Source organism: Pseudomonas sp. OTU5201 (genome assembly GCF_038440135.1).
In the GTDB taxonomy this organism is placed as follows: Bacteria; Pseudomonadota; Gammaproteobacteria; order Pseudomonadales; family Pseudomonadaceae; genus Metapseudomonas; species Metapseudomonas resinovorans.
In genome coordinates, this window is sequence record NZ_JASATC010000020.1 from 52,890 (window position 1) to 67,543 (window position 14,654).

Below are 14,654 nucleotides of genomic sequence, written 5' to 3' on the forward strand. Positions count from 1 at the left end.
AGGACGTGGCCAGGGAACACCGTTCGCATGGACAACCTGATCAATCTCAACTCGCAACTTCTCGACTCTATTCGTGCCGAGCAGTTTGCCGGTTACGACCCCTTCGACTCACTGAACAGTAAGCTGCTTCAGGCCACACCGCTGTACCGAAGCGAGTGGGTGCGTCTGGCCTGGCTGCAGTTGGGTAAACGCTCACCGATCAATTTCCGCCCCCTGTTGCGTGTGCCGAAGAGACGCAATCCCAAAGGCGTTGGTCTGTTCATCTCCGGTCTATTGCAGGATTACCGGCGTACCGGCGAAGCCGGCTACCTGCAGGAGGCCCGCGAACTGGCCGACTGGCTGCTTGCCCAGCGCAGCAATCCGCGTGAGTGGACCCACAGCTGCTGGGGTTATCACTTCGACTGGCAGGCGCGAGCTTTCTACGTGCCGGCGGGCAAGCCGAACATCATTACCACCTGTTATGTGGCGCGTGCCCTTTTTGAACTGGGGCAGCTCAGCGCCGACAAGGCCTTGATTGATATCGCCCTGGATTGCGCACGCTTTATCGCCACCCATCTGTATACCGAAGCTGATGGGCGCAGCTTCTATGCGTACATCCCCGGCGAGCGGGCCTTCGTGCACAACGCCAGCCTGTGGGGCGCCGCCTGGTGCGCATTTGCCGGTACTCAGCTGGGCGATGACGGACTGGTAGCGCAGGCGCTGCGGGTCGCTCGCCAGTCGGTGGGGGAACAGGCGGCCGATGGCTCCTGGGTCTACGGCGCGCGCCACCATCACCAGTTTATCGACGGCTTTCACACCGGTTACAACCTGGAGGCGCTGTGCATGCTGCGCGATGCCACAGGCATCGACGAGTTCGATGCCTGTATTCGCCAAGGCTACGCCTACTACGTGAATACCTTGTTTGAAGAAGACGGTACGGCCCGGTACTACAACAACTCGGTGTATCCGATCGACATGCACAGCTTTGCTCAGGCTGCATTCACTTTGCTCAAGGTAGGCGGTGGCGCTGCCGATCTGCAGCTCTGCGACAAGGTGGTACAGCGTGCCATCGAGTTGCTGTATCAGCCAGCCAACGGCCAGTTCATCTACCAGAGGACCCGCTGGCTGACCAATCGCATCAATTACACCCGCTGGACCCAGGCCTGGGCCTATTACTCGCTTGCTTTCTACAACCGTTACCGCGCGGAGTTGAATCATGCAGAGAATCGAAGTGTTGGGCTGTCCGATGGATATCGCCAGTATGGGCGAAACCGTTGAGGTTATTCGTAGTGCAGTAGCTTCCGGCCACTTTACCCAGCATGTGGTGGTGAATGTCGCCAAGCTGGTGCATATGCGCAGTGATGCCCAGCTGAACGAGTCTGTGCATTCCTGCGACATTATTAATATCGACGGCATGGGCGTGGTGCTGGGCGCGCGCTTTCTCGGCTATCCCGTGCCGGAGCGGGTGGCCGGTGTCGATCTGTTCTACGAGTTGCTGGCGATGAGTGCAGCCAACGGCTTTTCGGTCTATTTGTTGGGCGCAAAAGATGATGTCGTTGCCGCTACAGCCGAGAAGGTTCAGGCGCTGTACCCCGGCCTCAAGATCGCGGGTTACCACTCCGGCTACTTCTGGGATGACGAGGCCGCCATGGTCGAGAAAATCCGCGCTTCCGGTGCCCAATTGCTGTTCGTCGCCATCACCTCGCCCAAGAAAGAGAACTTCATCAACCACTGGCGTAATCAGTTGGGCGTAGCCTTCGTGATGGGGGTGGGCGGCACTTTTGACGTGGTCGCAGGCAGAGTCAAACGCGCCCCGAAGTGGGTACAGAACCATGGGCTGGAATGGCTCTACCGGGTGATCCAGGAGCCGCGGCGGATGTGGAAGCGCTATCTGACCACCAACAGCCAGTTCGCCTGGCTGTTGCTCAAGGAAAAGATTGCGCAGCTTTTGGGGAAGCACAGGCGCATTGATTTGTGACTGAAAAAATCCTGGGAAGCGGCGGCGTCGGTCATATCGGCTCCCGCAGCACCTTGACCCTGCCGGGAGTCGGTTTGAGGTTGTGGTGCTGGACCGCCTCTGCAGCAGGTCGCCGGAGTCGCTTGCCGTTCTGTCGGCTCTCCCGTCGCCTTGATCATGGTCACGGGCATTGTTTGTGCCCGCGCCGTCTGGTTCATTTCAGGCGACAGCTGTCTGAAAATATCGAGAGCTTCTAGCATGCGTTATCTGCGTGTTCTGCCCTTTCTTGCCGTGCTGACGATCATTCTGTTCGCCGGTTTGAAACCCGAGCCCTTGCCAGAGGCCGTTGACCAGCAGGACAAGTTGCACCACCTGCTCGGTTTTGCGGCCTTGATGGTGACCACGCGGCTGGCATTTCCCCGCTCGCATTTCATCTGGCTCCTGGCCTTCAGTCTGGGGACTGGGCTGTTGATCGAGCTCGGTCAGGGCTTGCAGCCCAATCGCACGCCATCGGTTAGTGACATGCTTGCCAATACCCTGGGCGTATTGCTGGGATGGATCTTCGCGCTGTGGTTGCAAAGTGGGGTGCGTGGCCGCTTCGCCGGTGCGGCCAGACCGGAAGGGGAGGCGAATAAGCGCCCAGTTGGGCCGGAAGGCTCGCAGCGTTGATGGGCTAAGCCAGAGGGGCGGGGTAGGCGTGCTGCGCTTGTTCGGCGTGCTTGCGCGGGACGACTTGGTTTCCGGCGAGCACGGCAATCGCACAGACAACTACCAGAGTTGCGGCATTGGCTGGGATTTGCAGGTTGAAGTCAGTGGTGGAGTGGATCAGCAGGGCGATGATGCCCATTGCCGCACCGAAACCTACCCCCCTGCGGTAAACCGATTCGCGCCGCCAAAGCGCCTTGAACGCATGCCACAAGGCCAGCAGGACGAAGCCAGCCAGTGGGAGGCTGCCCAGCAGGCCGAACTCGACAGCGAACTGGATGTAGTCATTGTGCGCATGGTCGAAATGAATGCGGACGTCTTCGCCCGGGTACTTGGGGAACACCGCTTCGAAGCTGCCGGCGCCTTGGCCGACTATCGGGCGTTCCTGTAGAAGCTGCAGGGCGTAGCTGAACACATCGTCGCGAACTTCGTTGGCCTGCTGGACCACTTCGCCATTCACCACCACATCGTCCAGGCGGGTATCGAGCACGCGGTCCTTGAGCCGTTCCAGCCCGAAATACTGGCTGACCACCAGGACATCTATGAGGATGATGCTGGCCAGGACCAGGCCGTTGCGCAGGCGGTGCTGCTTTTCCACCAGCACGAACAGGCCGCCCACCAGCAACAGGCTGGCGAAGAAGGCAGTGTTGCCCATGCGCGAGTGGGTCATGACCAGGGCGATGACCATGACAACCAGTGCTAGGCGCAGGCGTGCCTTGGGGCCCAGCAGCAGCTCCATCAGATTGACCCAGCTGAAGGGGCGACCATCGCGCAGAGCCAGTAGCAGACCGATGCCGCAGGCCAGGGTCATTTCCAGGTAACCCGCCAGATGGTTACGGTTCACAAAGGTGCCGGTGGCGTCGCCGAGATAGCTGCTTTTGGGAACGGCCAATAGCCACTCCACGTTGGAAAGGGTCATGAAGGCGCCGAAGAAGGCCTGCAAGGTGCCACTCACCACCAGCGTGCCGAGCAGCAGGTTGAGTCGCTTTCGGGTGTGGAACAGGCTGACCACCAGGAAGAACAACAGGCAGTAGGCCAGGCCGAGCATCAGGTACTGGAAGGTCGATCCCTCATCGACAGTCAGTCCGGCCAGCCATTGCACCGCCACCCAGGCCTGCGTTAACAGAAGCAGCGCGAGTAGGGGAAGGGCCGTCTTGATGGCATTGTTCCGAGCGCCCCGCACGACAGCTCCGCGTAGCTGTCCGATCGCCCAGATGCAGCCCAGGCTACCCATCAAGAGGATGAACAGCCCAACCGCCCAATCACGATTGCTGCCCAAGGGAAGTGGCAACCACACCAATACGAAAAGGATCGCAGCGATCAGAAAGCCCTCAAGGCGGCTGGTGGGCTGAGACATGGGCAGACTGCTCCGTTGGCTGGCAGACAGGCGCGGCACCTAGCGAATGGCGTAAGTGTAGGAGTGGATGTTGCGGGTAACCATTGCTCGGCAGGGTTCAGGGTGTAGTGCGTCAAACGGGGCCACACTCGCGAAGCGCAACACGCAGTGCAGGGATCTGCTCTGGTGCCGGTCCTGCACGCCTGGCGCTATGTTCAAATGAGGCCAAAAGAAACGCAGATAATGTCCTTCCCTTCCTTACGTAGAAAATCAAAAGGCCCGTATTTGTGCGGGCCTTTTTGCGATACGAGTCATTGAGTTTTTCCGCACAGCGGTAATTCACGCGATTCTCGAAGCAACACAGCGTCGCCGCTCCGGTAGCCGGGAACGCGGCGAATCGTGCGCACCGCCGCGGGATGGAAGCCCGCGCTACCGTCTCAATCGTCGCGTGTGGCCCACCCTATCGTGATCGGCAGGGTGGATCTCCTCGTTCAAATGGAAGGCGATTCAGAGGTTGATCCCATTGTCCCAGGGATTGATGCTGGCACGGCGATCGCCTTTGCGCCGGTCTTCCTCGAAGCGGATCATCTGACGCCGGTCGGCGGACTGGCGCCGGTCGACACGCCCACGGGTATCGATCTGGAACTTGGCTGGAGCCGCTTTGGGGCGGGCGTTTTCGTTCGGTTGGGTGGGCTGCAGGCCCAGCTCCAGGAGCTCGGGTGAATCTTCAGAATTCATCATTTGCGTCGCTCCAGTCGCCGGGCACTGCGCCTCGATTTGAAGGTTAGATCGGCACGCTAGGGCAGTGTGCGGCAATGGAGTGAACGGGCGATTGTGCTTACCGAAAGACAGGTGAGCCCAAAAACAAAAGGCCTCGCATCGCTGCGAGGCCTTTTGTTTAAATGATGCCGGCACCCAACCGATAGCGCCAGGCCTTAACGCCATTGGGTTTCAGTTCCAGGTAGACGCCATTTCCATCCGTGAGTTCGTAGGGCTTTTCCTTGGGTTTCGCGGTGCGGCACTGGGTATCGGTGAGTGTATACCCAGTTTTTGAGTTGGATAGGGTTGCGCTGTACCCGGCGGCGTACCCGGTAAGGGGATGGATCGCTAAGAGGCTTGGTGGATCTTGCTGGAAAAGCCCCCCCCTGAAGTAGCTATCTTCAAGGGGCTGGGTGTCCATCTGGATCCGGCGGGGTCCATATTGCGACTTAGACGTTAAAGCGGAAGTGCATCACGTCGCCGTCTTTGACGATGTATTCCTTGCCTTCCAGGCGCCATTTGCCGGCTTCCTTGGCACCGGTTTCACCCTTGTACTGGATGAAGTCGTCGTAGGCGACTACTTCGGCGCGGATGAAGCCTTTTTCGAAGTCGGTGTGGATAACGGCAGCAGCCTGCGGGGCGGTGGCGCCGATGCGGACGGTCCAGGCGCGGACTTCCTTCACGCCTGCGGTGAAGTAGGTCTGCAGGTTGAGCAGGTCGTAGCCGGCGCGGATCACGCGGTTCAGGCCGGGCTCTTCGAGGCCGAGGGCTTCGAGGAACATGTCCTTTTCTTCGCCGTCGTCGAGTTCGGCGATTTCGGCTTCGATCTTGTTGCAAACCGGAACCACGATGGCGCCTTCTTCCTCGGCAATGGCTCTCACCACGTCAAGGTGCGGGTTGTTATCGAAACCGTCTTCGGCAACGTTGGCGATGTACATGACCGGTTTGCTGGTGAGCAGGTGGAAGCCGCGAACGAGACGCTTCTCCTCGTCACCCAGGTTCTTCAGCAGGGAGCGCGCCGGCTTGCCTTCGCTGAAGTGGGGGATGAGTTTTTCCAGCAGGGCTTTCTGTGCCAGAGCGTCCTTGTCACCGCCCTTGGCGTTGCGGGCGACTTTCTGCAGTTGCTTTTCGCAGCTGTCGAGGTCGGCAAAGATCAGTTCGAGGTCGATGATCTCGATGTCGCGTTTGGGGTCGACGCTGTTGGAAACGTGGATGACGTTCTCATCTTCGAAGCAGCGCACCACGTGGGCGATGGCGTCGGTCTCGCGAATGTTGGCGAGGAACTTGTTACCCAGGCCTTCACCTTTGGAGGCACCGGCTACCAGGCCGGCGATGTCGACGAATTCCATCGTGGTGGGGATCACGCGCTCGGGCTTGACGATCTCGGCCAGGGCGTTGAGGCGCAGGTCGGGCATCGGCACGATGCCGCTGTTCGGCTCGATGGTGCAGAAGGGGAAGTTCTCCGCTGCAATACCGGACTTGGTCAGGGCGTTGAACAGGGTGGACTTGCCGACGTTGGGCAGGCCGACGATGCCGCAATTGAATCCCATGATATATGCCTCTGCGCGGAGTGGGTTCAGGCCTTGCGACTGTGCAGTTTCTGCATGGCGCGGGTGAGGTCACCGGCGAGCAGTTCTGGCATCACGTCGAGGGCGAAATCGATACTGGTTTCGAGCAGTTCCTGTTCGCTGCGCGGGGCGCGACTGAGAACGAAGCCGGAAACCAGGCTGCTGTGCCCCGGATGGCCGATGCCAAGCCGCAGGCGATGGAACGAATTCTGGTTGCCGAGTTGGGCGATGATGTCGCGCAACCCGTTGTGGCCGCCGTGGCCGCCACCAGTCTTGAGCTTGGCAACGCCGGGGGGCATGTCGAGTTCGTCGTGGGCCACCAGGATGGCCTCGGGCGGAATGCGGAAGAACCCAGCCAGGGCCGCCACGGACTGGCCGCTGCGGTTCATGTAGGTGGTGGGGATCAGCAGACGAACGTCGCGACCTTGGTGGGAGAATTTTCCGACCAGGCCGAAGTACTTCTTGTCGAGGCTCAGATTGACGCGTTCGCGCATCGCAAGGCGCTCAACGAAAAGGGCCCCTGCGTTATGCCGGGTCTGGTCGTATTCGGGGCCTGGATTACCCAGGCCGACGATCAGTTGAATGGCAGTCACTACAGGGGCCCTTTATCAGGCTGACGCAGAGTAAGAAATTACTCGGCTTCGCCTTCTTCCTTCACCACGCGGGAAGCATGGATGTTGGCAACTGCCAGGTCGTTGCCGTGGGCCAGGGCCACCAGCTCGACACCTTTCGGCAGGGTCAGGTCGGACAGGTGAACGGTCTGACCTACTTCGACCTTGGCCAGGTCAACTTCGATGAACTCCGGCAGGTCTTTCGGCAGGCAGGAGACTTCGACTTCGGAGATGGTGTGGGAAACTTCGCCGCCGCCTTGCTTCACGCCAACGGAGGTAGCTTCGTTGATGAAGTGCAGGGGAATGTGGGCGGTCAGTTTCTGGCCGGCAACTACGCGCTGGAAGTCAGCGTGCAGTACGAAGCCTTTGGCCGGGTGGCGCTGCAGGGCTTTGATCAGAACGGTTTCGGTCGCGCCGGAAACGTTCAGGGCGATCACGTGGCTGAAAGCAGCATCGTTTTCCAGCAGCTTGGCCAGGTCTTTGGCGAGCAGGCTTACGGATTGCGGGGCTTTCTCGCCGCCGTAAATTACAGCGGGAACCAGGTTGGCATTACGACGCAGGCGGCGGCTCGCACCTTTCCCCAGGTCAGAACGCGCTTCGGCATTCAGGGCAAAATCAGTCATTACACTTCTCCAAAATAGCCAAAACGCCCGTAATGCTTGCGACCAGCATCCGGGCGGTTGGGCAAATAGCCCCGCCGAGGCGGGGTGCTTTCGTCAGGGATGTCCTTAGCGGAACATCGCGCTGATCGATTCCTCATTACTGATGCGGCGGACCGCTTCAGCCACAACCGGCGCGATATCCAGCTGACGGATACGCGAGCAGGCTTGTGCCGCGGCGGACAGCGGGATGGTGTTGGTCACCACCAGCTCGTCCAGCACGGAGTTTTCGATGTTCTCGATGGCACGGCCGGACAGCACCGGGTGGGTGCAGTAGGCGTAGACCTTGGCTGCGCCGTGGTCCTTCAGGGCCTTGGCTGCGTGGCCCAGGGTGCCAGCGGTGTCGACCATGTCGTCGACCAGCACGCAGGTGCGGCCTTCGACATCGCCGATGATGTGCATGACTTCGGACTGGTTGGCCTTGGGACGACGCTTGTCGATGATGGCAAGGTCAACGCCCAGGGATTTGGCTACGGCACGTGCGCGAACCACGCCGCCGATGTCCGGGGAAACGATCATCAGGTTTTCGAAGCGCTGGTCTTCGATGTCATCGACCAGGACCGGAGAGCCGTAGATGTTGTCCACCGGAATGTCGAAGAAGCCCTGGATCTGGTCGGCGTGCAGGTCGACGGTAAGTACACGGTCGATGCCGACTACGGTCAGCATGTCAGCCACTACCTTGGCGCTGATGGCCACGCGGGCGGAACGCGGACGGCGATCCTGGCGGGCATAGCCGAAGTAGGGGATGACCGCAGTGATGCGGGAGGCCGAGGAACGGCGGAAGGCGTCAGCCATCACCACCAGTTCCATCAGGTTATCGTTGGTCGGTGCGCAAGTCGGCTGGATCAGGAAGACGTCCTTGCCGCGGACATTTTCATTGATTTCAGCACTGATTTCGCCGTCGGAGAACTTGCCTACGGAGGCATCACCGAGGGGAATATGCAGTTGACGTACGACGCGACGCGCCAGATCGGGGTTGGCATTCCCCGTGAAGACCATCATCTTGGACACGCGCAGTACCTGCCGGCTGAGGGTAGACCTGATGAATCAAAAAGCCGTTCAAAGGCCGTAGCTTTTGAACAGCTTTTTAAGTGTATGGCAGGGGCGGCTGGATTCGAACCAACGCATGGCAGGATCAAAACCTGCTGCCTTACCGCTTGGCGACGCCCCTAGAATTTTAACTTGCTGCGCAGTGCTTTCGTTGTGTGTACGTAAACCCTGTGGGGTTAATGGCAGGGGCGGCTGGATTCGAACCAACGCATGGCAGGATCAAAACCTGCTGCCTTACCGCTTGGCGACGCCCCTGTATCGTACAACCGAATGCCTTGCATTCCTTCTCAAGCCAGACCTTGAAGCTTGCGGTGCAACATCGAGATGTTACGTCCCTGAGCAACAAAGCTCGGCAGAGTGGCCGGAAGTTGGCGCGAGACTTTATCAGCATCGCTCTTGCTTGGGAAGCTCCCAAACACACAAGCTCCAGTGCCGGTCAATCTAGCTGATGTGAAATTATTCAACAAGATCAGCGCGTTACGTACATCTGGGTAACGCTTCTCGACCACCGGCTGACAGTCATTCCGACCGCCCCCCTCAAGAAGGCTGCGAACTTTAATGGGCGGAGAATTCCGTGTCAACTCAGGATCGGAGAAAACTTCTGCTGTGCTGACAAAGACTTGCGGCACCGCTACGAGGAACCAGGGCTCCGGCAGTTCCACTGGAGTCAGTTGCTCGCCGATACCTTCCGCGAAGGCGGCGCGGCCACGCACGAAGACCGGTACGTCGGCGCCCAGGGAGAGTCCAAGGGTGGCCAGGCGATCTTCGCTCCAGCCCAGGTGCCACAGGCGGTCCAGGGCGAGGAGGGCCGTGGCGGCGTCGGAGCTTCCGCCCCCGATCCCTCCTCCCATGGGTAGGCGCTTGTCCAGCCAGATGTCGGCTCCGAGGCAGCAGCCCGATTCGGCCTTCAGTTTGCGAGCAGCGCGGACGATCAAGTTGCTCTCATGGGGAACGCCGGGCACTTCGGTGCGCAGGTGGATTTCACCGTCCTGGCGCAGCGAGAAACCCAGTTCGTCGCCATGGTCGAGAAACTGGAAGAGTGTCTGTAGCTCGTGATAGCCATCGGCGCGACGGCCGAGGATGTGCAGCATCAGGTTGAGCTTGGCTGGAGCAGGCAGGATGAGTTGCGCGTCCTGCATTTCACTGGCCGAGCTGGCGTGGTTGCCAGTCCTTGATCACCAGGGTGACGTCGAGGTTCTCGCCGCTGAGCTTGATGCGCTCGGGCAGGGCATAGCCGTTCTGCTCGACATAGCTCAGGTAGTGCACTTGCCAGCCGTCCTGTTCCAGTTGGGCCAGGCGACTGGCTCCGTCGAGGGTCAGGCGGCTGCGAGTGTCGGGGGCTGGCAAGCCGCGCACCCACCAGAGCAAGTGGGACACCGGTAGGCGCCAGCCGAGCTGTTCTTCCAGGAGCGCTTCGGGGGTTTCGGCCTGGTAACGGCCCTGATTGGCTACTTCCAATTCGATCTTGCCCGGGCGGCCAGTCAGGCGCGCTGCACCACGGCCCAGCGGGCCGGAAAGGCGAATGTCGTAATAGTCCTGGCGCTGCAGCCAGAACAGGGTGCCGCTTCCCGAGTCCTTGGGGGCGCGGATGCCTACTTTGCCGCTGATCTGCCAGCCGTCGAGGGTGCTGACCTGGGCTTTGTGCGCATTCCAGGAGGCCTGGTTGCCTTGGCCTTCGAGGGTTTCATGGGGAGTCAGGGCAGCGCAGCCGGTGAGCAGGAGAAGCGCGCCAGCTGCCAGGAGGTTACGTAAACACATGGATCAGAGGGCTCCGGAGCCAGTCAGGCGTTGCAAGGTGTCACGGAGAATGGCGCTGTCAGGCTGCTTTTGCAGGGCATCAGCCCAGATCTTGCGGGCTTCGACCTGTTTGCCCTGGGCCCAGAGCACTTCACCCAGGTGCGCGGCGACTTCGTGGTCGGGGAACTCCTCGAGAGCCAGGCGCAGCAGCCGTTCGGCTTCAGGCAAGTTGCCCATGCGGTAATTCACCCAGCCGAGGCTGTCCAGGATGGCCGGGTCATCCGGGTTGAGCTTGTGGGCTTGTTCCACCAGCTTCTTGGCCTCGTCGTAACGCGTGGTACGGTCGGCCAGGGTGTAGCCAAGGGCGTTCAGCGCCATGGCGTTTTCCGGCTCGCGCTCGATGATGAAGCGCAGGTCCTTCTCCAATTGGGTCAGGTCGTTGCGCTTCTCGGCCAGCATGGCACGGGTATAGAGCAGATTGAGGTCATCGGGATACTGCTGCAGGCCCTGCTGGATGACCTTCCAGGCACGCTCGGGCTGCTGGCGCTCAGCCAGGCTTTCGGCTTCGATCAGGTAAAGCTGGATGGCGTAGTCCGGCTGGGCGTCACGGGCCTTGGCCAGGCGCGCTTCCGCTTCGTCGGGCTTGCCGCTTTCCAGAAGGATTTCCACCTGGCGCATTTGCGCCGGCAGGTAGTCATTGCCGGGACCGACCAGCGAATACTCAAGCAGCGCGCTGTCTTTGTCGCCACGCTTTTCATAGACCTGGCCAAGGTTGAAGTGCGCTGAATCGACGTGGCTGCCGCGCTCCACCAGTTCTTCCAGGTAGACCTGGGCCTCGTTCCAGGCTTCGCCTTCCAGGCAAACCAGCGCCAGGGAGTAGCGCAGGTCGTCGTCATCAGGGAATTGCTGGACCAGGCCGGAGAACTCGGATTTGGCTTCGTCCAGGCGACCTTGCTCTACCAGCATGCGGGCGTAAGTCAGTCGCAGGCGCTTGTCGTCCGGGTGCTGCTTGATGGCCTTCTGCAGCAGCGGAAGGGCCTCGTCGCCACGCTTGAGGCTTTGCAGCAGGCGAGCGCGCAGCAGGATCGGGGCAATTTCCTTGTCGTCGGAGGGCACCCCTTCGAGCAGATCGAGTGCTTCTTCGGTGCGGCCATCCTGTTGCAGCAGCACGGCCTTGCCAAATACCAGCTGGCTGTTGTCCGGGTACTTGGTCAGCAGGCGGTCAAAGCTTTGCAACAGGCCTGCGCGGGTATCGGCGTCGGTTTCCGCGGCAGAGAGCGCGAGAAAGTCGAAATGGGTGTCGCCCTGACCCTGGAGCACGTTCTCCATATAGGTCATGGCTTCGTCATAACGGCCGGAGCGCGCCAGTTGCACGGCTGCGGCGCGCTGGGCATCAAGGTTGTCGGGAGCGTTCTTGGCCCAGATCAGCGAGGTGTCCAGTGCGGCTTGGTCTGCGCCGAGGTACTCGGCGATGCGGAAGGCGCGCTCGGCTACAGCCGGGTCCTGTGTGGCGTTGGCCTGCTGGACATAGTTGCCGAGGGCGATGTCGAATCGGTTGCGCTGGCCAGCCAGTTCGGCGGCGAGCAGGGCGTAGAGGGTTTCGCGGTTGAACGAACCATAGACCTCGGGCTTGGCGGGCGCGGAGGCCTGGCTGCCTTCCTCGACCGGCGGGGTGCCGTCCGGGGACTTGTGGGTCAAGCTCTGACAGCCGCCGAGAAACAGCAGGGCGGTCAGCAACGCGAGGGATCTATTCATAGGAAGGAAGGCGACTAACCAGCGAGTGTCTCATCATGACACAAGCCGTCAGGCTAGCACATGGGGCGGGGCGGCAACCCGCGGGGGGCAAACCTGGTCGGGCAGACAATTATCGGCGGTGGTTGTCGTTGTTCGGGTGAAGTAGGACAATTGCGCGCCCTCCTGTTTCAGTTAGCGACCCTGCATGGCCTTCATTGCTCTTGGTATCAACCACAAGACCGCCTCGGTGGATGTCCGCGAACGCGTGGCTTTCACCCCCGAGCAGCTGGTTGAGGCCCTGCAGCAGCTGTGTCGCATAACGCCCAGCCGCGAGGCGGCGATCCTCTCCACCTGCAACCGCAGTGAGCTTTACCTGGAGCAGGACCACCCCAGCACCGATGAGGTCCTCGCCTGGCTGGCCGGTTACCACAACCTCAGCCTGGAAGAGCTGCGCGCCTGTGCCTATGTGCACCAGGACGATGCCGCCGTCCGCCACATGATGCGCGTTGCCTCCGGGTTGGACTCCATGGTCCTCGGAGAGCCGCAGATCCTCGGCCAGATGAAGTCCGCCTACGCCGTTGCCCGTGAGGCCGGTACGGTCGGTCCGCTGCTCGGCCGCTTGTTCCAGGCGACTTTCAGCACCGCCAAGACGGTGCGTACCGACACCGCCATTGGCGAGAACCCGGTTTCCGTGGCCTTCGCTGCCGTCAGCCTGGCCAAGCAGATCTTCTCCGACCTGCACCGCAGCCAGGCGCTGCTGATCGGCGCCGGCGAGACCATTACCCTGGTCGCCCGCCACCTGCACGAGCAGGGCGTGAAGCGCATCGTGGTCGCCAACCGCACCCTGGAGCGTGCCAGCATCCTGGCTGAAGAGTTCGGCGCTCATGCCGTGCTGCTGGCTGACATGCCCCAGGAACTGGTCAACAGCGATATCGTCATCAGCTCCACAGCAAGCCAGTTGCCAATTCTTGGCAAGGGCGCGGTGGAGCGTGCGCTGAAGCAACGTCGACACAAACCGATCTTCATGGTCGACATCGCTGTCCCGCGTGACATCGAGCCCGAAGTGGGTGAACTGGACGACGTCTACCTCTATACCGTGGACGACCTGCACGACGTAGTCGCGGAAAACCTGAAGAGCCGCCAGGGTGCAGCCCAGGCTGCCGAGGAGCTGGTGGGTGCTGGCGTCGAAGACTTCATGCAGCGCCTACGTGAGCTGGCCGCAGTTGACGTATTGCGAGCCTATCGCCAGCAGGCCGAACGTCTGCGTGACGAGGAAGTGACCAAGGCGCAGCGCATGCTGCAGAACGGCACTTCGGCCGAAGAAGTGCTGGCCCTGCTGGCCCGTGGCCTGACCAACAAGCTGCTGCACGCCCCCAGCGTGCAGCTGAAGAAACTCTCTGCCGACGGTCGCTTCGACGCGCTGGCCGTGGCCCAGGAACTCTTCGCCCTCGACGAGGGCTCGGATAAACGTTCGCAATGAAAGCTTCCCTGCTGAACAAGCTCGACCTCCTCCAGGACCGCTACGAGGAGCTCACCGCCCTGCTCGGCGATGCCGAAGTCATCAGTGACCAAGGGAAATTCCGTGCTTACTCCAAGGAGTTTGCCGAGGTCGAGCCGGTGATTCTGGCGTTTCGCGAGTTCCGCAAGGTCCAGAGTGATCTCGAAGGCGCCCAGGCGCTGCTCAAGGACAATGATCCGGACCTGCGTGAGATGGCCGAGGAGGAAGTCGCTCTCGCCCGCGAACAGTTGGTTGAGCTGCAAGACCGCCTGCAGCGCATGCTGCTGCCCAAGGACCCCAACGACGGTCGCAACGTGTTCCTGGAAATCCGCGCCGGTACCGGCGGCGACGAGGCGGCGATCTTCTCCGGCGACCTCTTCCGCATGTATTCCCGCTATGCCGAGCGCCAGGGTTGGCGGGTCGAGATTCTCTCCGAGAACGAGGGTGAGCATGGTGGCTACAAGGAAGTGATTGCCCGTGTCGAGGGGGACAATGTTTACGCCAAGCTCAAGTTCGAGTCCGGAGCGCACCGTGTGCAACGGGTGCCGGAAACCGAGTCACAGGGGCGCATCCATACCTCCGCTTGCACTGTCGCCGTGCTGCCGGAACCCGACGAGCAGGCCGCCATCGAGATCAATCCCGCCGATCTGCGCGTCGACACCTACCGCTCCTCGGGCGCCGGTGGTCAGCACGTCAACAAGACCGATTCGGCGGTGCGGATCACCCACATCCCATCGGGCATCGTCGTCGAGTGCCAGGAAGAGCGTTCCCAGCACAAGAACCGCGCCAAGGCCATGGCGTGGCTCGCAGCCAAGCTGAATGACCAGCAGGAAGCCGCCGCTCAAAAGGAAATGTCCGACACTCGTCGTTTGCTGGTGGGCTCGGGCGACCGTTCCGAGCGCATCCGTACGTACAACTACCCGCAGGGCCGGGTTACCGACCATCGCGTCAACCTCACTCTCTACGCCCTGGACGACGTCATGGCCGGGGGAGTGGATGCGGTGATCGAGCCATTGCTTGCCGAATACCAGGCCGACCAGCTCGCGGCTCTGGGAGACTGA

The 14,654-nt window shown here is 61.1% G+C and carries 14 protein-coding genes, 2 tRNA genes and 1 pseudogene; 5 read left to right on the top strand and 12 right to left on the bottom strand.

Going from position 1 to position 14,654, the window contains the following annotated elements:
* Positions 1–27 precede the first annotated feature (27 nt).
* The 3 genes from AAHM40_RS14255 (at position 28) to AAHM40_RS14265 (ending at position 2,605) form a co-directional block, all read left to right on the top strand.
* Positions 28–1,257, top strand: coding sequence for a hypothetical protein (locus AAHM40_RS14255; RefSeq protein WP_342245233.1), 1,230 nt, complete (start codon positions 28–30; stop codon positions 1,255–1,257).
* Positions 1,196–1,957, top strand: a complete 762-nt coding sequence (locus tag AAHM40_RS14260; protein WP_342245234.1) for a WecB/TagA/CpsF family glycosyltransferase — start codon at positions 1,196–1,198, stop codon at positions 1,955–1,957. The genes AAHM40_RS14255 and AAHM40_RS14260 overlap by 62 nt, the downstream gene beginning before the upstream one ends.
* 237 nt (positions 1,958–2,194) lie before the next feature.
* Complete coding sequence (locus AAHM40_RS14265; RefSeq protein WP_342245235.1) at positions 2,195–2,605, top strand: VanZ family protein; 411 nt, start codon at positions 2,195–2,197, stop codon at positions 2,603–2,605.
* A 4-nt stretch (positions 2,606–2,609) separates the two neighbouring features.
* On the opposite strand, the gene AAHM40_RS14270 is transcribed toward AAHM40_RS14265, so the two are convergent.
* The 12 genes and pseudogenes from AAHM40_RS14270 to AAHM40_RS14325 form a co-directional block, all read right to left on the bottom strand.
* Positions 2,610–3,998: an O-antigen ligase family protein gene (locus AAHM40_RS14270; RefSeq protein ID WP_342245236.1), complete on the bottom strand. Its 1,389-nt coding sequence runs from the start codon at positions 3,996–3,998 to the stop codon at positions 2,610–2,612.
* A 486-nt stretch (positions 3,999–4,484) separates the two neighbouring features.
* Positions 4,485–4,718, bottom strand: coding sequence for a hypothetical protein (locus tag AAHM40_RS14275; RefSeq protein ID WP_342245237.1), 234 nt, complete (start codon positions 4,716–4,718; stop codon positions 4,485–4,487).
* A 178-nt stretch (positions 4,719–4,896) separates the two neighbouring features.
* Positions 4,897–5,013, bottom strand: a pseudogene (locus AAHM40_RS14280) (Arm DNA-binding domain-containing protein); the annotation flags it as partial.
* 172 nt (positions 5,014–5,185) lie between these two features.
* Positions 5,186–6,286 carry a redox-regulated ATPase YchF gene (gene ychF / locus AAHM40_RS14285; RefSeq protein WP_342245238.1) on the bottom strand — a complete coding sequence of 367 codons (1,101 nt, stop codon included), beginning with the start codon at positions 6,284–6,286 and terminating at the stop codon, positions 5,186–5,188.
* Positions 6,287–6,312: 26 nt separating this feature from the next.
* A complete protein-coding gene (gene pth, locus AAHM40_RS14290; protein ID WP_342245239.1) occupies positions 6,313–6,897 on the bottom strand; it encodes an aminoacyl-tRNA hydrolase in 585 nt (194 codons plus the stop codon).
* A gap of 38 nt (positions 6,898–6,935) precedes the next feature.
* Positions 6,936–7,538 (bottom strand): 50S ribosomal protein L25/general stress protein Ctc, encoded by a 603-nt coding sequence (locus AAHM40_RS14295; protein WP_342245240.1) that lies wholly within the window; start codon positions 7,536–7,538, stop codon positions 6,936–6,938.
* A gap of 105 nt (positions 7,539–7,643) precedes the next feature.
* A complete protein-coding gene (locus tag AAHM40_RS14300) occupies positions 7,644–8,585 on the bottom strand; it encodes a ribose-phosphate pyrophosphokinase (RefSeq protein WP_028629917.1) in 942 nt (313 codons plus the stop codon).
* An 85-nt stretch (positions 8,586–8,670) separates the two neighbouring features.
* Positions 8,671–8,745: transfer RNA gene (locus tag AAHM40_RS14305), tRNA-Gln, on the bottom strand.
* Between the two features lie 59 nt (positions 8,746–8,804).
* A tRNA-Gln gene (locus AAHM40_RS14310) sits at positions 8,805–8,879 on the bottom strand.
* A gap of 32 nt (positions 8,880–8,911) precedes the next feature.
* Positions 8,912–9,763: a 4-(cytidine 5'-diphospho)-2-C-methyl-D-erythritol kinase gene (gene ispE / locus AAHM40_RS14315; protein ID WP_342245241.1), complete on the bottom strand. Its 852-nt coding sequence runs from the start codon at positions 9,761–9,763 to the stop codon at positions 8,912–8,914.
* 1 nt (position 9,764) lies between these two features.
* Positions 9,765–10,382: a lipoprotein insertase outer membrane protein LolB gene (gene lolB, locus AAHM40_RS14320; RefSeq protein WP_342245242.1), complete on the bottom strand. Its 618-nt coding sequence runs from the start codon at positions 10,380–10,382 to the stop codon at positions 9,765–9,767.
* Between the two features lie 3 nt (positions 10,383–10,385).
* Entirely contained in the window at positions 10,386–12,116 is a 1,731-nt protein-coding gene (locus AAHM40_RS14325; RefSeq protein ID WP_342245243.1) for a tetratricopeptide repeat protein, read from the bottom strand.
* Positions 12,117–12,300: 184 nt separating this feature from the next.
* On the opposite strand from AAHM40_RS14325, the gene hemA reads away from it, so the two are divergent.
* Positions 12,301–13,575 carry a glutamyl-tRNA reductase gene (gene hemA, locus AAHM40_RS14330; RefSeq protein WP_342245244.1) on the top strand — a complete coding sequence of 425 codons (1,275 nt, stop codon included), beginning with the start codon at positions 12,301–12,303 and terminating at the stop codon, positions 13,573–13,575.
* Positions 13,572–14,654: a peptide chain release factor 1 gene (gene prfA / locus AAHM40_RS14335; protein ID WP_342245245.1), complete on the top strand. Its 1,083-nt coding sequence runs from the start codon at positions 13,572–13,574 to the stop codon at positions 14,652–14,654. The genes hemA and prfA overlap by 4 nt, the downstream gene beginning before the upstream one ends.